The sequence below is a fragment of the Luteimonas sp. A478 genome, assembly GCF_054052025.1.
Map to the genome: position 1 here is coordinate 102,962 of NZ_JBSVRF010000007.1, position 24,891 is coordinate 127,852.

At 67.5% G+C, this 24,891-nt stretch carries 22 protein-coding genes, 1 pseudogene and 1 riboswitch; of the genes and pseudogenes, 10 read left to right on the forward strand and 13 right to left on the reverse strand.

The window, feature by feature from the left end:
- Positions 1-66 precede the first annotated feature (66 nt).
- Entirely contained in the window at positions 67-2,670 is a 2,604-nt protein-coding gene (gene mutS, locus ACW7G3_RS13180) for a DNA mismatch repair protein MutS (protein ID WP_456983297.1), read from the reverse strand.
- Between the two features lie 208 nt (positions 2,671-2,878).
- Between mutS and ACW7G3_RS13185 the strand changes: the two genes are divergently transcribed.
- The 3 genes and pseudogenes from ACW7G3_RS13185 (at position 2,879) to ACW7G3_RS13195 (ending at position 6,941) form a co-directional block, all read left to right on the forward strand.
- Complete coding sequence (locus ACW7G3_RS13185; RefSeq protein WP_456975995.1) at positions 2,879-3,514, forward strand: DNA-3-methyladenine glycosylase; 636 nt, start codon at positions 2,879-2,881, stop codon at positions 3,512-3,514.
- 134 nt (positions 3,515-3,648) lie between these two features.
- Positions 3,649-5,994 (forward strand): annotated as a pseudogene (locus tag ACW7G3_RS13190) (DEAD/DEAH box helicase); the annotation flags it as partial.
- Entirely contained in the window at positions 5,991-6,941 is a 951-nt protein-coding gene (locus ACW7G3_RS13195) for a ribonuclease H-like domain-containing protein (RefSeq protein WP_456983298.1), read from the forward strand. The pseudogene ACW7G3_RS13190 and the gene ACW7G3_RS13195, both read left to right, overlap by 4 nt.
- Before the next feature lie 176 nt (positions 6,942-7,117).
- On the opposite strand, the gene gcvP is transcribed toward ACW7G3_RS13195, so the two are convergent.
- On the reverse strand, positions 7,118-10,006 hold the full coding sequence (gene gcvP / locus ACW7G3_RS13200) for an aminomethyl-transferring glycine dehydrogenase (protein WP_456983300.1): 2,889 nt from the start codon (positions 10,004-10,006) through the stop codon (positions 7,118-7,120).
- A 75-nt stretch (positions 10,007-10,081) separates the two neighbouring features.
- A riboswitch (glycine riboswitch) is annotated at positions 10,082-10,184 on the reverse strand.
- A 299-nt stretch (positions 10,185-10,483) separates the two neighbouring features.
- Here gcvP and ACW7G3_RS13205 point away from each other — a divergent pair.
- On the forward strand, positions 10,484-11,740 hold the full coding sequence (locus tag ACW7G3_RS13205; protein WP_456983301.1) for a multidrug effflux MFS transporter: 1,257 nt from the start codon (positions 10,484-10,486) through the stop codon (positions 11,738-11,740).
- Between the two features lie 166 nt (positions 11,741-11,906).
- Here the strand turns inward: ACW7G3_RS13205 and ACW7G3_RS13210 are convergent, their stop codons facing one another.
- The 6 genes from ACW7G3_RS13210 to ACW7G3_RS13235 form a co-directional block, all read right to left on the reverse strand.
- Positions 11,907-13,838, reverse strand: a complete 1,932-nt coding sequence (locus ACW7G3_RS13210) for a M2 family metallopeptidase (RefSeq protein ID WP_456983303.1) — start codon at positions 13,836-13,838, stop codon at positions 11,907-11,909.
- A gap of 47 nt (positions 13,839-13,885) precedes the next feature.
- Entirely contained in the window at positions 13,886-14,434 is a 549-nt protein-coding gene (locus ACW7G3_RS13215; protein ID WP_456975985.1) for a hypothetical protein, read from the reverse strand.
- An 18-nt stretch (positions 14,435-14,452) separates the two neighbouring features.
- Positions 14,453-14,716, reverse strand: coding sequence for a cell division topological specificity factor MinE (gene minE / locus ACW7G3_RS13220; RefSeq protein ID WP_456983304.1), 264 nt, complete (start codon positions 14,714-14,716; stop codon positions 14,453-14,455).
- A 4-nt stretch (positions 14,717-14,720) separates the two neighbouring features.
- On the reverse strand, positions 14,721-15,530 hold the full coding sequence (minD, locus tag ACW7G3_RS13225; RefSeq protein WP_456975981.1) for a septum site-determining protein MinD: 810 nt from the start codon (positions 15,528-15,530) through the stop codon (positions 14,721-14,723).
- A gap of 90 nt (positions 15,531-15,620) precedes the next feature.
- Positions 15,621-16,382, reverse strand: coding sequence for a septum site-determining protein MinC (minC, locus tag ACW7G3_RS13230; RefSeq protein ID WP_456983305.1), 762 nt, complete (start codon positions 16,380-16,382; stop codon positions 15,621-15,623).
- Positions 16,382-16,981: a GNAT family N-acetyltransferase gene (locus ACW7G3_RS13235; RefSeq protein ID WP_456975977.1), complete on the reverse strand. Its 600-nt coding sequence runs from the start codon at positions 16,979-16,981 to the stop codon at positions 16,382-16,384. The genes minC and ACW7G3_RS13235 overlap by 1 nt, the downstream gene beginning before the upstream one ends.
- A gap of 210 nt (positions 16,982-17,191) precedes the next feature.
- Between ACW7G3_RS13235 and ACW7G3_RS13240 the strand changes: the two genes are divergently transcribed.
- The 5 genes from ACW7G3_RS13240 to ACW7G3_RS13260 all read left to right on the forward strand — a co-directional run bounded on the left by ACW7G3_RS13240 (position 17,192) and on the right by ACW7G3_RS13260 (position 21,592).
- Positions 17,192-18,412: a sensor histidine kinase gene (locus ACW7G3_RS13240; RefSeq protein ID WP_456983306.1), complete on the forward strand. Its 1,221-nt coding sequence runs from the start codon at positions 17,192-17,194 to the stop codon at positions 18,410-18,412.
- Positions 18,413-18,463: 51 nt separating this feature from the next.
- Complete coding sequence (locus ACW7G3_RS13245) at positions 18,464-19,105, forward strand: response regulator (protein ID WP_456975973.1); 642 nt, start codon at positions 18,464-18,466, stop codon at positions 19,103-19,105.
- A gap of 185 nt (positions 19,106-19,290) precedes the next feature.
- On the forward strand, positions 19,291-20,445 hold the full coding sequence (locus ACW7G3_RS13250; RefSeq protein WP_456983307.1) for a polyketide cyclase: 1,155 nt from the start codon (positions 19,291-19,293) through the stop codon (positions 20,443-20,445).
- A gap of 89 nt (positions 20,446-20,534) precedes the next feature.
- The gene (locus tag ACW7G3_RS13255; RefSeq protein ID WP_456983309.1) at positions 20,535-20,912 is read left to right on the forward strand and encodes a DUF423 domain-containing protein; all 378 of its coding nucleotides are present in this window, start codon (positions 20,535-20,537) and stop codon (positions 20,910-20,912) included.
- Between the two features lie 5 nt (positions 20,913-20,917).
- Entirely contained in the window at positions 20,918-21,592 is a 675-nt protein-coding gene (locus ACW7G3_RS13260) for a DNA-3-methyladenine glycosylase family protein (protein ID WP_456983311.1), read from the forward strand.
- Here the strand turns inward: ACW7G3_RS13260 and ACW7G3_RS13265 are convergent.
- The 5 genes from ACW7G3_RS13265 to ACW7G3_RS13285 form a co-directional block, all read right to left on the reverse strand.
- Complete coding sequence (locus ACW7G3_RS13265; protein ID WP_456983312.1) at positions 21,573-22,424, reverse strand: M15 family metallopeptidase; 852 nt, start codon at positions 22,422-22,424, stop codon at positions 21,573-21,575. The genes ACW7G3_RS13260 and ACW7G3_RS13265 overlap by 20 nt on opposite strands.
- Before the next feature lie 2 nt (positions 22,425-22,426).
- Positions 22,427-23,395, reverse strand: a complete 969-nt coding sequence (locus ACW7G3_RS13270) for an alpha/beta hydrolase family protein (protein WP_456983314.1) — start codon at positions 23,393-23,395, stop codon at positions 22,427-22,429.
- Positions 23,396-23,449: 54 nt separating this feature from the next.
- The gene (locus ACW7G3_RS13275; RefSeq protein ID WP_456983316.1) at positions 23,450-23,881 is read right to left on the reverse strand and encodes a DUF3887 domain-containing protein; all 432 of its coding nucleotides are present in this window, start codon (positions 23,879-23,881) and stop codon (positions 23,450-23,452) included.
- 96 nt (positions 23,882-23,977) lie between these two features.
- Positions 23,978-24,157, reverse strand: coding sequence for an Arc family DNA binding domain-containing protein (locus tag ACW7G3_RS13280; RefSeq protein WP_456983318.1), 180 nt, complete (start codon positions 24,155-24,157; stop codon positions 23,978-23,980).
- Positions 24,157-24,432 (reverse strand): hypothetical protein, encoded by a 276-nt coding sequence (locus tag ACW7G3_RS13285; protein WP_456983319.1) that lies wholly within the window; start codon positions 24,430-24,432, stop codon positions 24,157-24,159. Before ACW7G3_RS13285 ends, ACW7G3_RS13280 begins: the two co-directional genes overlap by 1 nt.
- Before the next feature lie 160 nt (positions 24,433-24,592).
- On the opposite strand from ACW7G3_RS13285, the gene ACW7G3_RS13290 reads away from it, so the two are divergent.
- The gene (locus tag ACW7G3_RS13290; protein ID WP_456975955.1) at positions 24,593-24,883 is read left to right on the forward strand and encodes a hypothetical protein; all 291 of its coding nucleotides are present in this window, start codon (positions 24,593-24,595) and stop codon (positions 24,881-24,883) included.
- Positions 24,884-24,891: the final 8 nt, after the last annotated feature.

The following is a 24,891-nucleotide window of genomic DNA, read 5'->3' on the forward strand; positions in this document are numbered from 1 at the left end:
GCGTATAGGGCCGGGCGATGCCGGTCAGCAGCGCATCCACCCGTACCTGCACTGGCACATCGCCGGTCATTTGAGCGCCTTGAGCCGGTAGAGCGCTTCCAGCGCCTGCTTGGGCGTGAGCTCGTCCGGATCCAGTGCCGCCAGCGCATCAAGGGCGGCGGATGAGGGCGCGAACAAGCCGATCTGGCGCGGCTCATCCAGCGCCTGCGGACGCATGCCGCCGGCCTGGGTATCGTTGCCGCGCTGTTCCAGTTCGGCCAGGCGCGCGCGGGCATCGGCCACCGTGGCGCGGGGCAGGCCGGCCAGTGCCGCCACCTGCAGGCCGAAGCTGCGGTTGGCCGGACCGTCTTTGACCGTGTGCATGAACACCAGCGTGTCGGTCCCGCTTCTATCGGTATGTTCCACCGCATCCAGATGCACGTTGGCGATCCCGCTGCCCGGCGCCGCGAGTGCTGTCAGCTCGAAATAGTGGGTGGCGAACAGGGTCATGCTGCGATTGGCGGCGGCCAGGTGCCGGGCACAGGCTTCGGCCAGGGCCAGGCCGTCGTAGGTCGAGGTGCCACGGCCGATCTCGTCCATCAGCACCAGGGAATGCTCGGTGGCGTGGTGGAGGATGTAGCTGGTCTCGGCCATTTCCACCATGAAGGTGGATTGGCCCTTGGCGAGGTCGTCGCCGGCGCCGATGCGGGTCAGGATGCGGTCGACGGGGCCGAGCCGTGCACGCGCCGCCGGCACGAAGCTGCCGATGTGGGCCAGCAGTACGATCAGCGCGTTCTGGCGCATGTAGGTGCTCTTGCCGCCCATGTTGGGGCCGGTGATCACCAGCATCCGTCGTTCGGGATGCAGCTCCAGGTCGTTGGGTTCGAAAGGCTCGTCGCGTACTGCTTCCACCACCGGATGGCGCCCGCGTTCGATCAGCAGCCCAGGTTCATCGGTCAGTTCGGGGCGCGACCAGTCCAGCGCCTGTGCGCGCTCGGCAAACGCGGCCAGCACGTCCAGTTCGCTCAGCGCCGCGGCGCAGCGCTTGAGCGGCTCCAGGCGCTGGTTGAGCGCGTCCAGCAGCGTCTCGTACAGCAGGCGCTCGCGGGCCTGCGCCCGTTCGCGCGCGCTGAGCACCTTGTCTTCGAACTGCTTGAGCTCCTCGGTGATGTAGCGCTCGGCGTTGGTCAGGGTCTGCCGGCGGGTGTAGTGGGTTGGCGCCTTGGCTGCCTGCGCCTTGCTGATCTCGATGAAGTAGCCGTGCACCCGGTTGTAGCCGAGCTTGAGGTTGGAAATGCCGCTGGCCGCGCGCTCGCGCGCCTCCAGGTCGACCAGAAACTGGTCGGCGTTGGCGGACAGGGCGCGCAGCTCATCCAGCTCGGCGTCGTGGCCTTCGGCGAACACGCCTCCGTCGCGTGCCAGCACCGGTGGCTGCTCCACCAGCGCGGTGGCCAGCAGGTGGGCCTCGGCCGCGTGCTCGCCAAGCCCGTCGCCCAGCGCCTGCAGCCGCGGCGAATCCAGCGCCGCCAGCGTTTCGCGCACATCGGGCAGCATCGCCAGGCCGTCGCGCAGGGTGGACAGGTCCCGCGGGCGCGCCGAGCGCAGCGCGATCCGCGACAGGATCCGCTCCAGGTCGCCCAGCGCGCGGAACCCTTCGCGTAGATCAGCTTCGGTGCCGTTGTCGATCAGCGTCTGCACCGCGTGGTGGCGCTGCTCCAGCGTGCGCTGCTCGCGCAGCGGCCGGTGCAGCCAGCGACGCAGCAGGCGGCCGCCCATCGGCGTCACCGTGGTGTCCAGCACGCCGAGCATGGTGTTGCGGGTGTCGCCATCTACCCGGGTATCCAGCTCCAGATGCCGGCGGGTGGCGGCGTTCATGGCAATCGCACCATCGCCGGTTTCCACCGCGATCGAGGTCAGGTGCGGTAGTTGCTGTTTCTGGGTTTCCTCCACGTAGCCGAGCAGGGCGCCCGCAGCGGCAATCGCCAGTGGGCGGTCCTCGAGGCCGAAGCCGGTCAGGTCGTGCAGGTTGAAGAACTTCAACAGCTGGCGGCGGCCGCTGTCGGCGTCGAACAGCCACGGCGGACGGGCACGCAGGCCGCTGAGCCCACGGAGGAAGTCCGGCCAGCCATCTTCATCCGGGACCAGCACCTCTGCCGGATCCAGCCGTGCCAGTTCGGCTTCCAGCTGATCCTCGTTGGCGACCTCGTTGGCCAGGAAGCGGCCGCCCGCCAGGTCCGCCCAGGCCAGGCCGTAGCCCTGCTTGGAGCGCGCGACGGCCAGCAGCAGGGTGTCGCGGCGCTCGTTGAGCAGCGCTTCGTCGGTCACCGTGCCCGGAGTGACGATGCGCACCACCTGGCGTTCGACCAGTCCCTTGCTGGTGGCCGGATCGCCGATCTGCTCGCAGATCGCCACCGACTCGCCCAATGCCACCAGGCGCGCCAGATAGCCTTCCGCCGCGTGGTGGGGCACGCCGGCCATCGGGATCGGCTGCCCCGCCGAGTTGCCGCGCTGGGTCAGGGTGATATCCAGCAGCCGCGCCGCCTTGCGCGCATCCTCAAAAAACAGTTCGTAGAAATCGCCCATGCGGAAGAACAGCAGCACGTCCTGATGCTCGGCCTTGACGCTGAAAAACTGGCGCATGAGGGGCGTGTGTTCGGGCGCTTTCACCGCGGCGGCGGCGGGTTTCGACATCGGCTCTGGATCCTTGGGGGAAGGGTGGGACAAGACCCTTTATGGTAACTGCCGTGCCTATACTCGGGGCTCACCTCTGGAGGAAGGACATGCTCAAGGCGCGGAACGGGGGTCCAACGGCACCATCGACTGCGTCGAGCTGCTTTCCGAAGGGAGCTGAGGGGTCGCCGGCAGGATGACCGATGGTGGTGCGACGGAGTCCGGTTCGATGAAGGGGCTGCCTGACGGCTGGCAGCCGCTGCCGCGCGACTTCTACCGACGCCATCCGGTGGAGGTGGCGCCGGAGCTGCTCAACAAGATCCTGGTACGCGATGACGGCCGCGCCGGGCGGATCGTGGAGACGGAAGCCTACGGGGGCGGAGATGACCCGGCAGCGCATTCGTACCGCGGCAAGACGGCGCGCAATGCCACGATGTTTGGCGAGCCCGGGCATCTCTATGTGTACTTCACCTATGGCATGCATTGGGGCTCGAATGCCGTGTGCGGTGAAGCGGGCGAGGGCGTGGGGGTGCTGCTGCGCGCGCTGGAGCCGCTGCGCGGCATGGACCTGATGCGCGAGGTGCGCCTGGCGGCGCGCCGCGATCGTGACCTGGCCAGTGGACCAGGCAAGCTGTCGCAGGCGATGGGTATCAACGGCGAGCTGGACGGAGCCGACCTGGTCACTGGCGGCCAAGGAATGTGGCTCGTGTCCGACGGCATGCCGCCGCCTCCGCGGCCGGCCGTCGGCCCGCGGATCGGCATCAGCAGGGCGGTGGAGTTTCCCTGGCGCTGGCATGTGCCGGGACATGAGCACGTTTCAGTGCGCTCAGGCATACGGTCCGGGCGGCCCCGCCGCGGCAGCTGAGCACGCGCCGGGTTCGCGTCTCACCCATTGAGACGCCACGGCCGGAGAGTGGCTGGCTCCTCTTCTGTCCTTCGGCCATGAACGCCATCATCCACGACCGCCCGTTTTCCGCGCCTGCCCCGACCAGCACGCAATTGGCCCAGCGCCTCGCCGACCGTTACGGCGACCGCATCACCGGCCACTTCACCATCCCCGCCCATCCCGCCGACATCCGCCCGCTGCCGCCGGACCTGCCCGCGGCGCTGGCCGAGGCCCTGCGCGCGCGCGGCATCAAATCGCTGTATTCGCACCAGGCCCAGGCCTGGAAGGCGGCGGGTGAGGGACGCCATCTGGTGGTGGCCACGCCCACCGCTTCGGGCAAGTCGCTGTGCTACACGCTGCCGGTCATTGCGGGGGCCATGGAGCAGGGCGCCAAGGCGCTGTACCTGTTCCCGACCAAGGCGCTGGCCCAGGACCAGGTGGCCGAGCTGCTGGAGCTCAACGCCGCAGGCAATCTCGGCCTGCGCGCGGCCACCTTCGATGGCGACACCCCGGGTGATGCGCGCCAGTCGATCCGCATCAACGGCGACATCGTGGTCAGCAATCCGGACATGCTCCACCAGGCGATCCTGCCGCACCACACCAAGTGGGCGCAGTTCTTCGAGAACCTGCGCTACGTGGTGATCGACGAGGTCCACACCTACCGCGGCGTGTTCGGCGCGCACGTGGCCAACGTGATCCGTCGGCTCAAGCGGGTGTGTGCGTTTTACGGGGTGCGGCCACAGTTCATCCTGTGCTCGGCCACCATCGGTAATGCCGCCGAACACGGCCGCGCGCTGATCGAGGACGAACTGGAATCGATCACTGAAAGCGGCGCGCCCAGCGGCGCCAAGCACATCCTGCTGTGGAACCCGCCGGTGGTGAACCCGGACCTGGGCCTGCGCGCCTCGGCGCGCTCGCAGTCCAACCGCATTGCCCGGCTGGCGATCCGCTCCGGGCTCAAGACCCTGGTGTTCTGCCAGAGCCGGCTGATGGTGGAGGTGCTGACCAAGTACCTCAAGGAAGTCTTCGACAGCGATCCGCGCAAGTCGCGCCGGATCCGCGCCTACCGCGGTGGTTACCTGCCCACCGAGCGGCGCGAGGTGGAGCGCGAGATGCGTTCGGGCCGGGTCGACGGCATCGTCAGCACCTCGGCACTGGAACTGGGTGTGGATATCGGCAGCCTGGATGTGGTGGTGCTCAACGGCTATCCGGGCTCGATCGCCCAGACCTGGCAGCGCTTCGGCCGCGCCGGCCGCCGCCAGCAGCCCTCGATCGGCGTGCTGGTGGCCAGCAGCCAGCCCCTGGACCAGTACGTGGTGCGGCATCCGGAGTTCTTCGCCGAGGCCACGCCCGAGCAGGCGCGGATCGAGCCGGACCAGCCGCTGATCCTGATGGACCACATCCGCTGCGCCGCCTTCGAATTGCCATTCCTTGATGGCGACAGCCTGGGTCCGGTGGACGCCGCGCCATGGCTGGAAGTGCTGGCCGAAAGCGGCGTGCTGCATCAGGAGGGCGGACGCTGGGAGTGGATCGCCGACAGCTATCCGGCCCAGGCGGTGAACCTGCGCTCCGTTGCCGATGGCAACTTCGTCGTGGTCGACCGTACAGACGGGCGCCAGACCATCATCGCCGAGGTCGATTATTCGGCCGCCGCGCTGACCCTGTACGAGGGCGCGATCCACATGGTCCAGTCCGCTCCATTCCAGGTCGAGCGCCTGGATTGGGAAGGCCGCAAAGCCTACGTGCGCCGCACCCGGGTGGACTACTACACCGACGCCATCGACTACACCAAGCTCAAGGTACTGGATGAGGCCGACGGCGCGCCGGGTGGGCAGGGCAGCGCGCACCACGGCGAGGTGCACGTGGTGCGCCGGGTATCGGGCTACAAGAAGATCCGCTTCCACACCCACGAGAACATCGGCTACGGGCCGGTCAACCTGCCCGACCAGGAGCTGCACACCACCGCGGTGTGGTGGCAGCTGCCGCAGCGCGTGCTCGATCGCCAGTTCGACAGCCGCCAGCAGGCGCTGGACGGATTCCTTGGCGCTGCCTACGCGCTGCACCTGGTGGCAATGGTCTCGGTGATGGCCGAAGGCCGCGACCTGCAGAAGGCGGTGGGCAGCGGCGACGGGGCCTGGTTTGTGTCGGCCGATCGCGGCGGGCGCGGTCAGCTGCGCTCCGCCGAAACCGGCGAGGAGGTGGTCAGCGAGGTACGCGGCTTCACTCCCACGATCTTCATCTACGACAACTATCCGGGCGGGGTGGGACTGTCGCTGCCGTTGTTCGAGCGGCGGGAAGAACTGCGCCGGCATGCGCTGGAAGTTGTGCGTGACTGTTCCTGCAAGGCAGGCTGCCCGGCCTGCGTGGGGCCGGTGCTGGCTTCCGACGAGGATGCCAATGGCATGACCCCGCGACAGGTCGCACTGGCGGTGCTGGAGCTACTTGGGGAGACGGCGTGAGCGCGCTGGCGCAAAAGCTGGCCAGGCTGAAGCAGCAGGCGGGAGCGGATGTCGCTGTGGGGTCTTCATCAGCAAGGTTTCCAGCGCAGCCTGCAAGCCCGGGCGGCAGGTCGCATGGTATTGCCGGACAGGATCCGCGCGGCGTGCGGCACCGCCAGCAGGTCGCCCAGCTGCGCAAGCTGATGGGGCTGCGACCGGGCAATGCCGCCATGCAACCGCTCAGCCGGGACCGCAGTCTTGATGGTGAAGAAATCGCGCCGGGACTGCGCCGCATCGAGATGCGCCAGCCTGCGAAGCCACCGGCGGCAGTGCTGGATCTGTCCGCGCTGCGCATGGAGCCGGTGGCGGCCTCGCGCATCCTCGCCTTCGATACCGAAACCACCGGCTTGGCCGGCGGTACCGGCACCCGCGCCTTCATGATTGGTGCCGCCGATTGGCGCAACGGCGAACTGCGCATCCGCCAGCTGCTGATGACCACGCTGGCCGCGGAGCAGGCGATGCTGGCCGAGTTCTCGCGCTGGCTGGCCGATGACACGGTGCTGCTGTCCTACAACGGCAAGTCCTACGACCGGCCGCTGCTGACCACCCGCTACACCCTGGCCCGGCAGCCGGACCCGTTGCCGGGGCTGGGGCATATCGACTTGTTGCATCCGGCCCGCCGCCGCTGGCGCGGGGTGTGGGAGAACTGCCGTCTGGCCACCATCGAGCGCCAGGTGCTCGGCGTCATGCGCGAAGACGACCTGCCCGGCAGCGAGGCGCCGGCCGCGTGGCTGTCCTACCTGCGCGGCGGCAGCGCCGAAAAGCTCCGCCGCGTCGGCCACCACAACGCCCAGGACCTGCGCAGCCTGTTCGGCCTGCTGGAGCATTTTGTGGGGTTGGCGGAGGAGCCGCCGCCCGACGCCGGCAGACTGCCGCTGCCGGCTGTTAAAGCCCGCGATCCCCTGTAGGAGCGCGCCATGCGCGCGAAGCCGCGTGAATACTGGCATTGCGGGGTGGCTCCGGCCGTGACGCGGCAACCGACGCCCCGCGGCAATGCCATGTGTCACGCGGCTTCGCGCGCATGGCGCGCTCCTACAAAAGGCTGGCCGTCCCTGGGGACGGCCAGCCCGGTGCCGCGGCCGGCTCAGGCCTCGGCGGTTTCCTCGTCGTCCTTGTAGGCGTCGATCGGGATGCAGGAGCACATCACGTTCTTGTCGCCGTACACGTTGTCCACGCGTGCCACTGGCGGCCAGTACTTGTGGCTGCGCAGCGACTCCAGCGGAAATGCCGCCAGCTCACGCGGATAGCCGCGGGTCCATTCGCTGGCGGTGACCATGGCGGCGGTGTGCGGGGCGTTGACCAGCGGGTTGTCCTCGCGGTCCAGGCGGCCGTCTTCCACCGCGCGGATCTCCTCGCGGATCTCGATCATGGCGTTGATGAAGCGGTCCAGCTCAACCAGCGATTCGCTCTCGGTCGGCTCCACCATCAACGTGCCAGCCACCGGGAAGCTCAGGGTCGGGGCGTGGAAGCCGAAGTCGATCAGGCGCTTGGCCACGTCCTCCGCGCTCACGCCGCTGGAGTCCTTCAGCGGCCGCAGGTCGAGGATGCACTCGTGGGCCACCAGTCCGCCACGGCCGGCGTAAAGCGTCTCGTAGTGGTCGGCCAGGCGCTTGGCCACGTAGTTGGCGGTCAGCAGTGCCACCTGGCTGGCCTTGCGCAGGCCGTCCGCGCCCATCATCACCACGTACATCCAGCTGATCGGCAGGATGCTGGCCGAACCGTGGGTGGCTGCCGACACCATGCCCCCTTCTGCCTCGCCATTGGGGCCGAAGGCCTTGGGCAGGAACGGTGCCAGGTGCGACTTCACCGCGCACGGGCCAACGCCCGGGCCGCCGCCGCCGTGCGGGATACAGAAGGTCTTGTGCAGGTTGAGGTGGGACACGTCCGAACCCCACGCACCGGGCTTGGCCAGGCCGACCATGGCGTTCATGTTGGCGCCGTCGGTGTACACCTGGCCGCCGTTGGCATGGATGATTTCGCAGATCTCGACCACCGCTTCCTCGAACACGCCGTGGGTGGACGGGTAGGTGATCATCAGCGCGGACAGCTTGTCCTTGTGCTTTTCGGCCTTGGCGCGCAGGTCGTCCACGTCCACGTTGCCGTTGTCGTCGCACTTCACCACCACCACGCGCATGCCGGCCATCTGCGCCGATGCGGGGTTGGTGCCGTGGGCGGATTCGGGGATCAGGCACACGTCGCGCTGTTCCTCGCCGCGCGAGGCGTGATACGCCCGGATCGCCATCAGCCCGGCGAACTCGCCCTGGGCGCCGGAGTTGGGCTGGAAGCTGACCGCGTCGTAGCCGGTGATCTCGGCCAGCATCTGCTCCAGGCCGTCAATGAGTTCCTTGTAGCCTTCGGTCTGGTCGGCCGGTGCGAGCGGATGGATGTTGGCGAATTCGGGCCAGGTGATCGGCACCATCTCCGCGGTGGCGTTGAGCTTCATGGTGCACGAGCCCAGCGGGATCATGGTGCGATCCATGGCCAGGTCCTTGTCGGCCAGCTGACGCATGTAGCGCAGCAGCTCGTGCTCACTGTGGTGGGTGTTGAACACCGGGTGCTGCATGAACTCCGATTCGCGCGCCAGCGCCGCCGGCAGGGCGTCGCCGGTCTCGGCATCCAGCGCGTCGATGTCGTCGATGCTGGCACCGAACAGGCCGGCCAGTTCGATCACATCCTTGCGGGTTGTGGTCTCGTCCAGGCTGATGCCGATGCTGCCCGCGTCGATGTCGCGCAGGTTGATCCCGGCAGCGCGCGCCTTGGCGTGGATCGATGCGGCATCAACGCCGGTGGCGTGCAGGGTGTCGAAGAAGTCGTCGCCCACCGTCACGCCGGCCTTGCGCAGGGCGGTGGCGAGGATCGCGGTCAGGCGGTGGGTCCGGCCGGCAATGCGCTTGAGGCCATCGGGGCCGTGGTAAACACCGTACATGCCGGCCATCACTGCCAGCAGCACCTGCGCGGTGCAGATGTTGCTGGTCGCCTTCTCGCGGCGGATGTGCTGCTCGCGGGTCTGCAGGGTCAGGCGGTAGGCAGGGTTGCCTTCCACGTCCAGCGACACGCCGATCAGGCGGCCGGGGATATTGCGCTTGTACGCGTCACGGCAGGCAATGAAGGCGGCATGGGGGCCGCCAAAGCCGAACGGCACGCCAAAGCGCTGGGTGTTGCCGACCACGATGTCGGCGTCCCAGTCGCCGGGGGAGGCGATCAGGGTCAGGGCCAGCAGGTCGACCGCCACGGTGACCAGACCGCCGCGCGCGTGCACGGCCTTGGCCAGGGCACGGTAATCGCCGACCTTGCCAAAGGTATCCGGGTACTGCAGCAGCACCGCGAAGCAGTCCGCTTCGCCGGCTTTCTCCTCCGGCCCCACATGCAGCTCGATCCCCAGACCCTCGGCGCGGGTGCGCAGCACTTCAAGCGTCTGCGCGTGCACCCGGTCGGACACGTAGTACACGTTCGACTTCGAGCGACCGGCGCGCTTGGCCAGGGTCATGGCCTCGGCGGCGGCGGTGGCTTCGTCAAGCAGCGAGGCGTTGGCGATATCCATGCCGGTCAGGTCGGCACACATGGTCTGGAAGTTGATCAGGGCTTCCATCCGGCCCTGCGAGATCTCCGCCTGGTAGGGGGTGTAGGCGGTGTACCAGGCCGGGTTCTCGAGGATGTTGCGCAGGATTACCTGGGGCACGTGGGTACCGTAATAACCCTGGCCGATGAAGCTGCGGAAGACCTTGTTCCGGTCGGCCACCGCGCGGATTTTCGCCAGCGCTTCTTCCTCGGTCATCGAGGCGGGCAGGTCCAGGGTGTTGTTGCGGATCGATTCGGGCACCACGGCTTCGGTGAGTCCGTCGAGCGAATCGAGGCCGATCACCTCGAGCATGTGGGCGATTTCCGCGTCGTTGGGGCCGATGTGGCGTTCAACGAAAGCGTCGTGGTGTTCGAGGTCGTGGAGGGAAGGCTTGGCAGGGGACATGGCAGACATCCGGCGTGGCAGGGTGGCGGGCGTTCCGGGGTCAGCGCGGTCCACGCAAGGTGGCCGGCCCGACCTGACCGGTAGGGGTGCCCCTCTGTCCTTTTGCCTGAGAGTTTGGGGGGTGCTTGCTGCTGCACCCCGTGCCCCTTCGGCGCCGGCTGTGGCCGGTCTCTCCAGAGTTTTGCTGCCCGGGTGGTATCTGGCCTGAGCGATTACGGGCGTTGCGCCTTCGGCAGCCGGCAGTGCCGGCTTCTCCCACCACGAACGGTCGATTATACCGTGCGGCCCGCCATCTGCCGCCGGCCGGCAGCGGATCCGCCGCACCTCGGCGGGAAGCAGCGTTGCGCCTGCCCGGTATCGCCGCGGGCGGTAGAATCGGGGCCTCGCTGTCCCCCCGACCCCCATGACTGCATTCCTCCCCCATGCCCGCCGCTCCGCGGCGCCGGCCGCCGTTCCCTGCCTGCATGACTGTTGCGGGAGGCGCCCATGAGCGCTGCCCCCATCCATGAACGTGGCCGGTGGAGGCTGCCGTGGCTGCTGGCCGGGCTGGCCATGTTCGGCCCGTTCACCATCGACACCATCTTCCCCGCCTTCGTGCAGATGGGCGAAGAGCTGCGCGCCGATAAGCTGGCCATGCAGCAGACGATCAGCGTGTATCTGGTGGCCTATGCGCTGATGAGCGTGGTCCACGGGCCGCTGTCGGACGCGCTCGGGCGGCGGCGGGTGATCCTGGGTGGATTGGTGGTGTTCACATTGGCCTCGGCCGGATGCGCCATGGCCGATGACCTGGGCACGCTGCTGGTGTTCCGCGCGGTGCAGGGGCTGTCGGCGGGCGTGGGCGTGGTGGTCGGGCGCGCGGTGATCCGCGATCTGTTCCAGGGCGATGACGCCCAGAGGCTGCTGAGCCAGGTATCAATGATCTTCGGCATTGCCCCGGCGATCGCGCCGATCATCGGCGGCTGGATCCTGGGCTGGGCACGCTGGCCTGCGATTTTCTGGTTCCTGGTGATCTTTTCGGTGGTGCTGCTGGTGGCCACATGGCGCTGGCTGCCGGAAAGCCTGCCCCCGGCCGAGCGCCGCTCGCTGGCCCCGCGCCACCTGTTGCGCGACTACGTCACGATCTTTGCCAATGCCCGCTTCCAGCGCCTCGCGGCGGGAGGCGCGTTCAATTTTTCCGCGCTGTTCCTGTTCATCGTCTCCGCGCCGGCATTCGTGATGGACCTGCTGTCTCTGGACGAGAACCAGTTTGGCTGGCTGTTCATCCCCATGATCAGCGGGATGATGGTGGGCGCGTGGGTCTCCGGCCGGGCAGCGGGGCGCATTCGCGGGGTCACCCTGGCCAACATCGGCTTCGCCTGCAGCGCGGTCGCCATCGCCGCCAACATGCTCTATTACCTCGTGGTGGACGTGCCCACGGTGCCCTGGGCGGTGTTGCCGCTGGTGCTGAACGCGTTCGGCATTGCCCTGGTGTTCCCGATCGTGACCCTGGCGATCCTGGACATGTTCCCGGCCCAGCGTGGCGCCGCCGCCTCGCTGCAGGCTTTCACCGGCCTGGTGCTCAACGCCATCGTCGCCGGCCTGCTCTCGCCGCTGGTCAGCGGGACCGGGCTCGGCCTGGCCGGCCTGGCGGCCACGTTCCTGGTGATCGGCTGGTTCTTCTGGCGCTGGGAAACCCGCCGCGGTCGCGTGCAGCCGGAGATTCCCGCGGAACCGGCCGCCTACGAGCCCACCGACCACCTGTAAACGTCTTCCACCCGTAGGAGCGCGCCATGCGCGCGAAGCCGCGTGACATAAGGCACCGGAGAGTTGCCTCGGCTACGACGCTGTAACCGATGCCGCGCCGGGCAGGATGCTTCACGCGGCTTCGCGCGCATGGCGCGCTCCTACGAGCTGGCCCGGGTCTGCTGGCTCAGCTGCCGCCCGGCCAGCCGCAGGCCTGGCCCTCGTTCTGCGCTTCCAGCCAGCTCTGCAGCGGGGCGAAATACTCAAGGATCGCGCCGCTGTCCATCTGCTCGCCGGCGGTCATCTCGAGCATGGTCTGCTGCCAGGTCTGGCCGGCGCCGCGCGCCAGCATGTTCCAGAAGCGCTCGCCCGCGGCCTGGTTGCCGGAGAAGTTGCACTCGTGCAGCGGGCCGTCGTGGCCGCTGGCCTCGCACAGCGATTTGTAGAACTGGAACTGCAGCACGTGCGAGAGGAAGTAGCGCGTGTACGGGGTATTGCCCGGCACGTGATACTTGGCACCCGGGTCGAAGAACTCTTCCCCGCGCGGTTCCGGCGGTGCCACGCCCTGGTAGCGTGCCTTCAGGTCCCACCAGGCCTGGTTGTAGCTGTCCGGGGTGATCGAGCCGTCGAATACGCCCCAGCGCCAGCGGTCGATCATCAGCCCGAAGGGCAGGAACGCCACCTTCGACAGGGCCATGCGCATCTGCGAGTTGATCAGCGCTGCCTGATCCTGCGCCTGCTCTTCCACCAGGCCGATCGAGGCCAGGTAGTCGGGCGTCATGGACAGCACGATCACGTCGCCGATCGCTTCGTGGAAGCCGTCGTGGGCGCCGTTCTGGAACAGAGGCGGCTGGTCCTTGTAGGCCAGGAAGTAATAGATGTGGCCAAGCTCGTGGTAGATCGTGGTGAAGTTTTCCTCGTTCGGCTCGATGCACATCTTGATGCGCACGTCGTCGCCCATGTCCATCGGCCAGGCGCTGGCGTGGCAGACCACGTCGCGGTCGCGCGGCTTGATGAACTGGCTGTTGGCCCAGAACGGATCAGGCAGCTTGGGCATGCCCAACGAGGTGTAGAACTCTTCGGCGCGCCGGGTCATGCCCACCGCTACGTCATGCTGCGCCAGGCGTTCGATCTCCACCCGCTCGGCGGGCGTCGGCAGCGTATCCAGGCGGGACATGCGCGCATCCAGGCCTTCCTGGTACTGCCGCTGCAGGGCGCTGGACACGTCCAGGCTGCCGGCATTGGGGTAGGGCGCCAGGATGTCCCACAGGTGGCTCCAGTCCTGCTGCCACATGTTGCCCATCAGGTGCGCGGGCAGCAGCCCGTCGACCGAGCCGCGGTCAGGATATTGCGCTTCAAGACGGGTGCGGGCGTAGCAGTGCAGCTGGTCGTACAGCGGCTTGACCTGGTTCCACAGGCGATCGGTCTCGGCCGACATCTCCACCGGGCTCATGTCATAGCCCGAGCGCCACATCTCGCCGGCGTCGGCGTAGCCCATGTCGCGCGAGCCCTCATTGACCAGCTCCACGAAGCGCACATAGTCCTCGCGCATCGGCTTGGCGATCGAATGCCAGCCCTGCCAGGCATCCAGCTGGGCGTCGTAATCGCGGCTGGTGCGCAGCACCTCTTCCAACTGGCCAAGCTGGCGGCAGTCTTCGGGGCGGCCCTCCGCGCAATAGGCGCCCGCGCCGTACATGCCCTCCATGCGGGTGGCGATGCGGGTCAGCTCCGCCAGACGCTCCGGGTCACGCGGCGCCGGCATGGCCGTGCCAAGCTTGAGCAGGCTGATCGCGCGCGCGGTTTCCGGCGCCATCTCCTGGCCTTCAAAACGCCGGGCCTGCTCGATCCAGTCGTTGAGCGCAGTCAGCCAGCGCTCGTTGCCCTTGGCGGCCAGCAACTGGCTGTCTTCGTTGATATAGGTCGACGAGAGCCACTGCGATGCGGTCAGCTCGCGGTACATCTCGCGCATCTCATCGTTGACCCGGGCGACGAACTGGTCGGCAGTCTCGTCCTGCGGCACCCCGGCCGGGAGGGGCGACTGGGCAGAGTCGCGCTGGCAGGCAGGCAGGGCCAGACAGGCGGCCAGGGCGGTGATGCAGAGCAGGCGGCGATAGGTCACGGTGATTTCCTGGGCGGCCCGCGGCCGCGTGGGACGGAAGCGGCAGGCTATGGGAGCGCAGTCGGGTCCGCAAGTGGCGCCGCCGCGGGCAGCAGCTGGCGTTCGGCCAACCAGGCCTGGGCATCTTCGGCGTCGCGCTCGAACCAGGCGCGCGTACTGCCGAGACGGAAGCTGTAGCCCCAGGCGTCCATGTCGACCATCAGCCGGTCCCGGCCGACGCCGGGCAGCTGGTCGGCCAGCAGGATCTGCAGGTAGCAGGTGGCGTCTTCCTCGGCGACCGAATCGGTGGCGTCGGTGTGCACCTGGGCGCGACGCTCGGCAGGCAGCACGATCAGGTGGCAGGCCTCGTGCAGCATCGAATGCACGGGGGTGTCCGGGCGTACGTACACATTGCTGGCGATGATCCCCGCTTCCGGCTCCCCCCAATAGCTGCCGGGGATCGACGTGCCCGGTTCAACCATGTGGAGGGTCAGCCCGTGGCGCGCCATCAGGGCAGCGGCATGGGCAAAATCGATATCGCCCAGGCACACCACATCCGGGCCGGCCGATGCATCATCGGCAGCCGTGGGGGAAGCAGGGAGCGGGGCAGTGCCCATCAAAGGGAGCCGCCGGATTCAGGCGGTGCCGGTGCCCTCGTCGGGCAGCGCCACCGAAATATCAAGCACGTCGTGCTCGCCTTCCTTCACCAGGTCCACCTTGACCGCGTCGGCGTCGATGCTCACGTACTTGCGGATCACTTCCAGCAGCTCGCGCTGCAGCAGCGGCAGGTAGTCGGGAGCATCACGACTGCCGCGCTCCTGCGCAACGATGATGCGCAGGCGCTCCTTGGCGATCGAAGCGGTGTTCTTCTTGGTCTTCAGGAAATCAAACAGGCCCATTGGCTCAACCCCCGAACAGCTTGCTGAAGAAACCCTTTTTCTCCAGCTGGGTGAAGCGCATCGGCCGGTCCTCGCCCAGCAGCCGCGCAACGGCGTCGTCGTAGGCCTGGCCGGCGCCCGACTCCATGTCCAGGATCACCGGCTCGCCCTTGTTGGAGGCGTTGAGCACGTCGCTGGACTCCGGGATCACCCCGATCGTCTTCAGTCCCAGCACCTCTTCCACGTCGGTGATCGAGAGCATTTCGCCGGTTTCGACCCGGCTGGGGCTGTAACGGGTCAGCAGCAGGTATTCCTCCACCGATTCGCCGGCTTCGGCGCGCTGGGTCTTGGACTGCAGCAGGCCGATGATGCGGTCGGAGTCGCGCACCGAGGACACTTCCGGGTTGACCACCACGATCGCCTTGTCGGCGAAGTACATGGCCAGGAAAGCACCCTTTTCGATGCCGGCCGGGGAATCGCAGACGATGTAATCAAAGCCATCGTCCGCCATTTCCTTGAGCACGCGCTCGACGCCCTCGCGGGTCAGCGCGTCCTTGTCGCGGGTCTGCGATGCGGCCAGCACAAACAGGTTGTCAAAGCGCTTGTCCTTGATCATGGCCTGCCTGAGCGAAGCCTCGCCCTGGACCACGTTGACGAAGTCGTACACCACCCGGCGCTCGCAACCCATGATCAGGTCGAGGTTGCGCAGGCCGACGTCAAAATCGATCACCGCGGTCTTGTGGCCACGCCGGGCCAGGCCGCTGGCGATGCTGGCGCTGCTGGTTGTCTTGCCCACGCCGCCCTTGCCTGAGGTGACTACGATGATTTCGGCCAATGTCGTGATCTCCGTGTGGATCGTTGGTTGTTATTGTCCTGGGTACTGCAGATGCGGCGGCTGGTGGCCACCGAATCATGAAATCGGGCGCTATTCAAGCGCCTCGATCTTCAACTCTTCGTCTTCCAGCCAGACCTGTACGGCCTTGCCGTGCAGGTCTTTTGAAATATCGTCCAGTACTTTGTACTGGCCGGCCACAGCCACCAGTTCGGCGTGGAAGGCGCGGCAGAAAATGCGCGCCTTCGCATTGCCCTGGGCGCCGGCCAGCGCTCGTCCGCGCAGCGGGCCATAAATGTGGATGGAGCCATCGGCCAGGACTTCCGCACCTGCGCTGACCGCATTGAGCACCGTCAGGTCGCGATTGTCCGCGTACACCTGCTGACCCGAGCGCACCGAGTTCGGCACGATCATGCCCGGCTGTCCAGCGGCCGCCTGGGACTGCGGAGCGGGCGCGGGGGCCGGCTCTGGCGCCGCTGCCGCCGGCTGGGGCGGGGCGGGCGTGGAGCCGTCGGCGCGCTCGTACTGGGCGCGGAAACGGGCCAGGACCGGCATTCCAAGCTGCACCGCCAGCGCCTCGTTGTCGCCGCTGCCCCAGGCCAGGGCGACGGGCAAGGCCCCCGCCGAACGCAGGGCGTCCAGCAGGGTGCGGGCAGTGGCGGCATCCGGAATCGCCGGCAGGCCGCCGAAATCGATCACCAGCGCGGCGCGATCAAACATTTTTGGCGCGCGCTGCACCCGCTCGCGCATCTCCGCGCCCAGGCGCGCCACGTCCAGGGTGCGCACGCGCAGGTTGGCAATACCGACCTGGCCGAACTTCAGTTCGCCCGCCGGCTCGAAATCACTCACCATCATCAGGTTCCAGTTGCTCGCTCGGCCGGGTCATCCCGGTGTCGGCGCGGCTGAAGCAGCCACGGTACGTCAGGCAGGCGATCGCCGTAGCGTTCGCGGATCCAGGGGTAGCTGCACATCTTCTTGACCAGCATCGAGGCACGTACGTCGATCTTCGGCATCACGTGCTGGCCTTCCTCCTGGAAGCCGAACGCGCCGTGGAACAGGCGCGCGGGATCGCTGTCGTGCTCGATCAGCACTTCACAGGTCAGCAGCGGCCAGCGGGCCTCGGCGAAACTCTGCACATCGGCATAAAAGGCGCGGCCCACGCCACCACCGCGGCGGCGGCTGGCCACCACGATCCGGTCGATATAGAAAAAAGACGCGTGGCGCTCGCCGAACCAGGAGAAATTGCTGCTGTCATGGTCCGATCCGGATCCGAACCCCACCAGGAACCCGGCCACGTTGCCGTCGTTCTCGGCGACCCGGAAATAATCTGCGGTGTCGAAAAAATGGCGCAGACGTGCGGCGTCCAGCGGCAGGATGGCCGGCCCGGCAGCGTTGTTCAGGGCAAGGATGGAATCCAGCTCGTGTTCGTACACGTCGCGGATCAGGGTCGACATTCACAGACTCCGGGGGAGATCCGCTCCTCGGGAAGCGGGCGCTCTACAGCTCAGGAATTATCGCACAGGCAGCCATGGGCGGCGAACGTGGCGGACGCGCCCCGCGATCTGCCGCCGACCGCTATGGGGTCGGCCATGCCTTTCCGGCCTTGCGCGAACAGGGCCGTTCGATAACCCTGCGCCCTGACTTTGGGCGATGCGCGGGAAAACATGCTGGTCCGCATTGGCAACAGCCGGATGCTGCGTTACGCAGGCCTGTTTACATGGGCCGCGGTGGGACTGTGGCTGATCATTTTCCTGATCGATCCGCAGTCGCTTCCGCTCGACGAGCTGGGCGGGGAGCCGGTGCTGCTGATCCTGCGCTGGCTGGTGGTGTACCTGCTGTTCGGGGCGGCCTACTGGCGGATCACCCGCTCCCTGGGCGATCGCAAGCCCGGCGCCTGGGACCATTTCGGCCTGCTGCTGCTGACCTGCTGCGCCATCGGGGTCAGCTACCTGTCCGGCACCGCCCTGGGCAGCATCCTGCTGATGGTGGTGGCTGGGCTGCTGCCCTGGATCCTGCCACTGCGGATCGGCGTGGCCTGGCTGGTGGTGGGCAACATGGCGGTCCTGCCCATCTATACCGGCCCGCTCGGCTTTCCCCTGCTGGTGGGTGTGTTGCAGGCGCTGGGCTACATGGGCTTTTCCAGTTTCGTGTTCACCACCGCACTGGTGGCCCGGCAGCAGGCCCAGGCCCGGGACGAACAGCGGCGGCTGAATTCGGAACTGCGCGCCACCCGCGCCCTGCTGGCCGAAAGCGTGCGTGTGAACGAGCGCACCCGCATCGCCCGCGAATTGCACGACCTGCTGGGCCATCACCTGACCGCGCTCAGCCTGAATCTGGAAGTGGCCAACCACCTCACCTCCGGCGCCGCCCAAGAGCATGTGGGCCAGGCCCATACCCTGGCCAAGCTGCTGCTGAGCGACGTGCGCGAGGCGGTCAGCCAGATCCGCGACGACGGCGCCCTAGACATGAGCGCCACGCTCAGGCCGTTGGCCGAAAACGTGCCCGGCCTGGCAGTGGAAATGCGCATGCCCGATCCATTCCTGATCGATGACGCAGAGCGGTCCCACGTGCTGCTGCGCTGCACCCAGGAAATCATCACCAATACGGTGCGCCACGCCCAGGCGCAGCGGCTGGAACTGGATTACAGCGTGGAAGGCGGCTGGATCCGGCTGCGGGCGCAGGACGACGGGCGCGGCGCCAACCTGGAAGGCTTCGGCAACGGATTGCGGGGCATGCGCGAGCGGCTGACCGCGTACGGTGGGAAGATGGTGGTCCGCACCGCCCCCGGCGAAGGGTTCGCGCTTGACCTGGAGCTGCCGGTTGACGACCCGGCCGACCAGCCGGGCGGGCTGGCGGACGAATCCTCGTTGGCCGCGGAGCCCTGAAACCGTGTGGAGCCCTGAGGCCCTATCATGATCAAAGCAACGGAGAAGCCCATGATCCGAGTTTGCCTGGTAGACGACCAGACCCTGGTCCGGCAGGGCATCCGCTCGCTGCTGGCGCTGGACGACGGCATTGAAGTGGTGGCTGAGGCCTCGGACGGGAAGCAGGCCGTGGAAGTGATTCCGCAGGCGGCGCCCGACGTGGTGCTGATGGACATGCGCATGCCGGTGATGTCCGGCTTGGAAGCGCTGCAGATGCTGTCACGTGAAAAGCGGCTGCCACCCACCATCATCCTGACCACCTTCGACGACGACCAGCTGGTGCTGGCCGGGCTCAAGGCGGGCGCCAAAGGCTACCTGCTCAAGGACGTGTCCCTGGAGCAGCTGGTCGGCGCGATCCGCACGGTGGCCGGCGGCGGCTCGCTGGTGCAGCCGGCGATGACCCAGCGCCTGCTGTCGGGCCTGGAACACATGCGCAACGAATTCGTCAGCCTCGACCGTCCTGATCCGCTCACCGACCGTGAGACCGAGATTCTGCGGCTGATGGCAGGCGGATTTTCCAACAAGGAGATCGCCAACTCCCTCGGCGTGGCCGAAGGCACCATCAAAAACCATGTTTCAAACATACTGAGCAAGCTGGGGGTCCGCGATCGCACTCGTGCGGTCCTGAAGGCGTTCGAGCTGGGGCTGGTGTAATGCCCGGTGAAGCGCTTGCCCACGCATGTTCCGGCGTACCTGGCCCGGCTTTGGCCGTGAAGGGTGGCCGGGGGATGCGGATCAGTGCCGGAAATGCAATTCCGGTCTCGCTCATGACCTCTCAACTTGTTAGGATTGCCCGCTTGCGAGCCGGCACGGCTGGATATAGGTGTGGAGAACCCTGAATGACCCGTTTGCTCGAAATTCTGATTTCCCTGGTGATCGTCGCCGTGCTGTTCGTTGTGGTTGGCGTATTGCTGCCCGCCAACCGCACGCTGGTCGAGCAGGTGGAAACCAACCGCCGTCAGACCATCGTGTTCGACACGATCAACAGTTTCCGCCGCTTCCATGAGTGGCATCCCATGGCGCTTTACGATCCGGGCATGAGTCTGGATCGCTCCGGCCCGGAAGCGGGTGAAGGCGCCACCATGTCCTACCGTTCCGATGTGCGCACGGTTGGTACCGGTACCTGGACGATCGTCGAGTCCGTGCCGCGCCGCGAAGTGAAGATCGCGATCGAGGATGATCGCCAGGGCAGCAACAAACAGACCACCTTTGCCCTGCGTCCGACCGGTCGCGGCGGCCGCAACCTCCAGATCACCCAGACCTACAGCGTCGACTACGGCTGGAACCTGATCGGTCGCTACGCCGGCCTGTACGTCAGCCGCAGCGTGGGTGACGGCATGGCCCTGGGCCTGAGCCGGCTGAGCAACATGCTCTCTTCGGTGCCGAACGTGGATTACGCCGTTGAAGGCAGCACCCTGGAGAACCTGCGCGTGGTCGAGCGCCCGGCAGAGAACCTGCTGGCGGTCCGAGCCGGTGCGATCGAGCGTCGCACCGCCGAGATCAAGAGTTCGATGGAAAGCAACATGGAGTGGATCAACCGCACCATGGCTGCCAACAACCTGGAAGCGGCCGGTCCGATGCGGATCGTTACCACGGAACTGGGTCGCGACACCTACAACTTCGACGTCGTCCAGCCGGTGCGTACCGCAGGCAGCGGCCCCGCCGCGGACGAAAACGGCGAGGAAGAGGGCAATGGTGAAGAGGCTGAGGCGGCTACCGCTGCAGTCCAGCCAATGGCCGATGAAGGCGAACTGGCCGATCTCGACCTGCTTGGCCCGGTGGAATACATGCGTACCGAGCCGAGCGTCGTGGCAGGCGGTGATTACACCGGCTTCATGGCCGAGCTGGAGAACGTGCGCAACGCGATCCGCGCCTGGGCAATGACCCAGGGTCATGAGGTCACCGGCCGTCCGTTCGAGCTGTACAAGTCCGGCATCGAGGACTCGTTCACGCCGGAAGGCGAGTACGAGGTGTACTGGACCGTGAAGCAGTAACGGCCAGCGTCGCACTGCATCATGGTGTTTGACCAACACGCCGCGCCCCCAGGGTGCGGCGTGTTGCGTTTGGAGAGGTGGAGAGCGTGATGACTGTAGAGACAGGCCGGCCGGGTGCCGGAGGTGGACGCTCCATCCTGGCGGCGCTGGGCGCCCTGTGTGCGGGCCTGGCAGTGGCGATGGCGGCCTACGCCTCCCACGGCGTCGACGGTGCCGCTCAGGCATGGCTGCAGACTGCGGCCGTGTTCGCATTCGGCCATGGCGTGGCGCTGGCCCTGTTGGCGCCGCTGCCGGCCCGCCGTCTGCGCATGGCTGCGCTGCTGTTGCTGTTTGCCGGCACGCTGTTGTTTTCCGGAAGCCTGGCGGGCGCCGCCCTGCTGGGCTGGCCGACCGCCGCAGCGCCGCTGGGCGGGAGCTTGATGATCCTGGGCTGGCTGACGCTGGCCGTCGACCTGCTACGGGACTGACCGCCATGGCCCACTACCGGCGTGGATTTGATCAGCAGGCGGCCCGCCGCCAGCTGATGCGGATTGACCCCGCGCTCGGGGCCTGGATGCGCAGGATCGGCCCGCTGGAGCCGGAGCGGCGCTGGAAACAGGCGTTCGACCCGGTCGACGCGCTGGCCCGGGCCATCCTCTACCAGCAGCTGAGCGGCAAGGCCGCCGCCACGATCGTTGCCCGCGTGGAGGCCGCCATCGGCAGCCCGCGGCTACATACAGATACCCTGGGCCGGATCGACGATGCCGCCCTGCGGGCCTGCGGCGTGTCCGGCAACAAGGCCCTGGCGCTGCGTGACCTGGCTGCGCGTGAGGCGCGGGGCGAAATTCCCAGCACCCGCCGCATGGCCTGGATGGATCAGGAGCAGATCATCAAAGCCCTGGTGCCGACCCGCGGCATTGGCCGCTGGACGGTGGAAATGATGCTGATGTTCCGCCTGGGGAGGCCCGACGTGCTGCCGGTCGACGACCTGGGCGTGCGCAAGGGCGTGCAGGTGATCGACGGCCTGGATTCCCTGCCCACGCCCCGTCAGCTGCGTGAGCGGGGCGAACGCTGGGCGCCCTGGCGCACCTGCGCCAGCCTCTACCTGTGGCGGATCGCCGACGCGGCCAGCGGGGCAGTGGAGCCGGTCAAGCGCTCGCAGGAATAGGCGCACTCCGCCGGGCCGGTGCAAAGCGCCAGTGCCACGGCTCGTAGACGATCCCGTGTGGATTGCCTCGCGGATAGCTCATGTGGAAGCCGTGCGCTGGGGCCTTCTCGCGCAGCCAGACAAAGGCCGCGGTGGATTCGAATGACTCCTCGGCTGGCGGCTCGCCCGGCGCGCTGATATCCAGCGCCAGCCCGGAATGGTGCTCGCTGTAGCCCGGCGCCGCGTTGACCTGCAGGATCTGCTCCACCTGCTCACCCCGGGCGCGCTTGCGGGCGAAAATGCCCAGCTGGTAATCGTGGCTGCGGTATCCGGAGATGGCTTCCAGCACCACGCCGTCGCCCCGCGCCGCCTCGCACATGCGCAGCCAGGCGCCGGCGGCCTCCACGTGCAGCCATAGTGCCCGGCGGTAGCGGTCGAAGCCGGCGAAGGTCAACCAGGCCGGTTCCGCAACCAGTTCCAGCCCGGTACGGCTGGCATAGCTGCCCGCATCAACTCCCAGTGCCCCGAGCCGTTCGTGCAAGCGGTGCAAGGGGAGGGTGTCGACCGGTTCAATACCCGGGCGCAGGTGGCCGGGGTGGGCGCGGAGCGCGCGAAGGGCCTCATCGATCCCGGGCTCGCATTTCCACCGCGGCAGCAGCGGTACCAGCCCATCGGGAAGTACTGCCGCCAGGTAACGGCCGTCGCGCTTGCGCCGCAGCACCCGCCGGGCGCGGGTCAGCAGGCGTGCGTCGTGGTTCGCGCGGGCCTGCAGCAGGCCGCCGGGCCACACCTCGACCTCAGCAGTGTTGAGCAGGTTCGCCGGTCGCCGGCGCACGCCGATCGTCTTTGCCATCGTCAGTGCTCCCTGATCCACGCGGCCACCGCATCAATCAGCGCCGGGCTCACCGGGCCCGGTTGCTGGTAGGTGGCGAGCGGATCTTCCACGTCGGCAGAAATCCCCAGATGCCCGAGCTCCGGCCAATACTTCAGGGTGACCCGCGCATCGCCTTCGAACGCCGCTTGCCAGGCTGCCCAGTCGGTATCGGTTACCTGGATGTCCAGTCCGCCGTGCATCACCAGCAGCGGCCGATCCAGGGCTCGCGCCTCGGCCACCGGGTCGAGCGCCTCGGTGCTGCGGAAATAGGCGGCCGACGCGCCCAGCCGCTGCTGGATGTCCGGCACCTCTTCGCCTGCGCGCAGGCGGGCAATGGCGTCATTGATGGCGTCCACCGACGCCTGGGTTTGCGCCGCATCGGCGCTACGCAGATCCCCCATGCGCTGGACCTGTTCCGGCATCAGGTCCAGCAGCGGCCGCGCCGCAGTAGCGAACAGGATCCCTCCGGCAGCGCCCGAGCGCCCAACGATCCGCGGGGTGAGCATCGCCCCCAGGCTGTGGCCGAATACGAACACGCGCTCCGGATCGATGCCCGGCAGTTCCTTCAACAGCGCCACGGCGGCCACTGTGTCGGCCGTGCTTTCCCGGTCCAGGTCAAAGTCCGGATCGAATGCGGCGGCGATGGGATACACCCGTGTGCGCTTGTCATAGCGCAGCGTGGCGATCCCCCGTTCGGCCAGACCCTGTGCGATGTCGCGCAACGGGTGGTTGGGGCCGATGGTGCCATCGCGGTCGTTGGGGCCGGAGCCGTGCACCAGCACCACGGCGGAGAAGGGACCTTCGCCGCCGGGCAGCGCCAGGGTGGCGGGCAGCGCGAAGTCGCCCGGGACAATCTCCAGATCCTGCTCACTGAAGCCGGTGGCCGTGGCAGTGCCGCAGACCAGCAGGGCCAGGAGCAGGCCACCCAGTCGTTCCATCAATCGGGCCATGTGCTGTGTCCTTTCTGGCGGCCGGCGACGGGTTGTCGCCGGCCGGGTACAGGATTACTGATCTTCTTCGGGTTCGACCGGCTGCGGGGCGGCAGGCGCAGGTGCCGCGGGCTGCGCGGGCTGCACGAACAGTCCAGCCAGCTGGCCTGCGTCGTTGAAGCTCAGGATGGCGTTGGCTGCGGCACGCTCGTACTGCAGCGGCACCACCACCACGTCGTGGTCGTCCTGACGCTGTTCCTGCGGCGTGCCGCGCTGCTGCAGGGCGCCGAGCTGCTGGGGAAGCGAGGCCCACAGCTGGCCCAGGGTGGCGGCGTCCAGGCCAGCCGCCATCTCATCGGTGAACGTGGCGGTGACCTCTTCAATCTGGCCAGTATCCAAGTGGTCAAGCACCTGCAGCGCCCGTTCCGACGGGCTCTGTGCCCAGGCGCTGGAAAAGGCAAAGGCTGCAAGCAGGGCGAGGGCGAAACGGATCGTGCGATGTGTCATGTCAAAACTCCTTCTTGAGGTAGGCAAATACCGGATAGCCGGCTCCCTGGGATGCGACGGATATCAGCTTGATCGTCTGGTAGCTCCATTTTCTGCTCAATTGCCCTCCCCTTTCAGCTGTGGTTTGGCGGGCAGGCGCCCGGCCTTGCGCAGCGCATCGCGCAGTACGTATTCGATCTGCGCGTTCAGGCTGCGCAGCTCGTCATCGGACCAGCGTTGCACCGCAGCCAGGATGTCGGCGTTGATGCGCAGCGGATAGCTCTTCTTCTGGGACATCATCTGCCATCCCGGCGTCGCCTTCGCAGGATGTCCCAGAGCACGAACAGTCCCAGTCCGTTTACCGCCAGGGCGACCCCTACGGCAACCGCCAACTGTCTGGAGCGGTCTTCACCGGCCCAGGCCAGGCCCAGGGCGCCGGCCAGGATCGCCATGCCCACCAGCCGCATCAGCGTGGCCAGCCGCGGCCGGTCACTGGCAAAGGCGCGGGCAGCCAGGAAGGCCGGCACGCTGCTGGCAGCGACGATCAGCGGAATCACCAGTGCATGTTCCATGGTCAGTACAGCGCTCCGCTGGATGGTTGGAATAGATTGATATCAAAGTGATATCAATTCGTCAATTATTCCGCTTTGGGCTGGCCCAGCGTGCCTGCGGGCCGCTACCCTCCGGGAGCGGGCCGCGCGCAGCGTGCAGCCGCCATCCACAAGGGGACGCATGAAAGGCAACGACGGATACGCAGTGTTCTTTTTTCCGCAGGCGTTGGAAACGCTGGGCGAAGCGATCAAGCCCTACCTGCGGGAAGGCCCGTTGGGCGTGCACGTGGCCTGCGACGAGATCGACACCGGCGGCGCCTGGATCGAAATGACCCTGCACGGACATACGCCCGAAGGTCGCGATGTCAGGCTGGAAATGATGGTGCCGGGCAGCATGGTGAAGATGATCGTCTCCACCGACAGCGATTCCAGCTTCGGCTTCGGCCCTCGGGGGGTGGAGGGCCAGGCCTGAGCCTGGGG

What these genes read in the sequence shown, in the direction of transcription:
- mutS (WP_456983297.1), bottom strand. Translation starts at nt 2,670, where the DNA reads ATGTCGAAACCCGCCGCCGCCGCGGTGAAAGCGCCCGAACACACGCCC.
- ACW7G3_RS13185 (WP_456975995.1), top strand. Translation starts at nt 2,879, where the DNA reads ATGAAGGGGCTGCCTGACGGCTGGCAGCCGCTGCCGCGCGACTTCTAC.
- gcvP (WP_456983300.1), bottom strand. Translation starts at nt 10,006, where the DNA reads ATGTCTGCCATGTCCCCTGCCAAGCCTTCCCTCCACGACCTCGAACAC.
- ACW7G3_RS13205 (WP_456983301.1), top strand. Translation starts at nt 10,484, where the DNA reads ATGAGCGCTGCCCCCATCCATGAACGTGGCCGGTGGAGGCTGCCGTGG.
- ACW7G3_RS13215 (WP_456975985.1), bottom strand. Translation starts at nt 14,434, where the DNA reads ATGGGCACTGCCCCGCTCCCTGCTTCCCCCACGGCTGCCGATGATGCA.
- minE (WP_456983304.1), bottom strand. Translation starts at nt 14,716, where the DNA reads ATGGGCCTGTTTGATTTCCTGAAGACCAAGAAGAACACCGCTTCGATC.
- minC (WP_456983305.1), bottom strand. Translation starts at nt 16,382, where the DNA reads ATGATGGTGAGTGATTTCGAGCCGGCGGGCGAACTGAAGTTCGGCCAG.
- ACW7G3_RS13235 (WP_456975977.1), bottom strand. Translation starts at nt 16,981, where the DNA reads ATGTCGACCCTGATCCGCGACGTGTACGAACACGAGCTGGATTCCATC.
- ACW7G3_RS13240 (WP_456983306.1), top strand. Translation starts at nt 17,192, where the DNA reads ATGCTGGTCCGCATTGGCAACAGCCGGATGCTGCGTTACGCAGGCCTG.
- ACW7G3_RS13245 (WP_456975973.1), top strand. Translation starts at nt 18,464, where the DNA reads ATGATCCGAGTTTGCCTGGTAGACGACCAGACCCTGGTCCGGCAGGGC.
- ACW7G3_RS13250 (WP_456983307.1), top strand. Translation starts at nt 19,291, where the DNA reads ATGACCCGTTTGCTCGAAATTCTGATTTCCCTGGTGATCGTCGCCGTG.
- ACW7G3_RS13255 (WP_456983309.1), top strand. Translation starts at nt 20,535, where the DNA reads ATGACTGTAGAGACAGGCCGGCCGGGTGCCGGAGGTGGACGCTCCATC.
- ACW7G3_RS13260 (WP_456983311.1), top strand. Translation starts at nt 20,918, where the DNA reads ATGGCCCACTACCGGCGTGGATTTGATCAGCAGGCGGCCCGCCGCCAG.
- ACW7G3_RS13265 (WP_456983312.1), bottom strand. Translation starts at nt 22,424, where the DNA reads ATGGCAAAGACGATCGGCGTGCGCCGGCGACCGGCGAACCTGCTCAAC.
- ACW7G3_RS13270 (WP_456983314.1), bottom strand. Translation starts at nt 23,395, where the DNA reads ATGGCCCGATTGATGGAACGACTGGGTGGCCTGCTCCTGGCCCTGCTG.
- ACW7G3_RS13275 (WP_456983316.1), bottom strand. Translation starts at nt 23,881, where the DNA reads ATGACACATCGCACGATCCGTTTCGCCCTCGCCCTGCTTGCAGCCTTT.
- ACW7G3_RS13280 (WP_456983318.1), bottom strand. Translation starts at nt 24,157, where the DNA reads ATGTCCCAGAAGAAGAGCTATCCGCTGCGCATCAACGCCGACATCCTG.
- ACW7G3_RS13285 (WP_456983319.1), bottom strand. Translation starts at nt 24,432, where the DNA reads ATGGAACATGCACTGGTGATTCCGCTGATCGTCGCTGCCAGCAGCGTG.
- ACW7G3_RS13290 (WP_456975955.1), top strand. Translation starts at nt 24,593, where the DNA reads ATGAAAGGCAACGACGGATACGCAGTGTTCTTTTTTCCGCAGGCGTTG.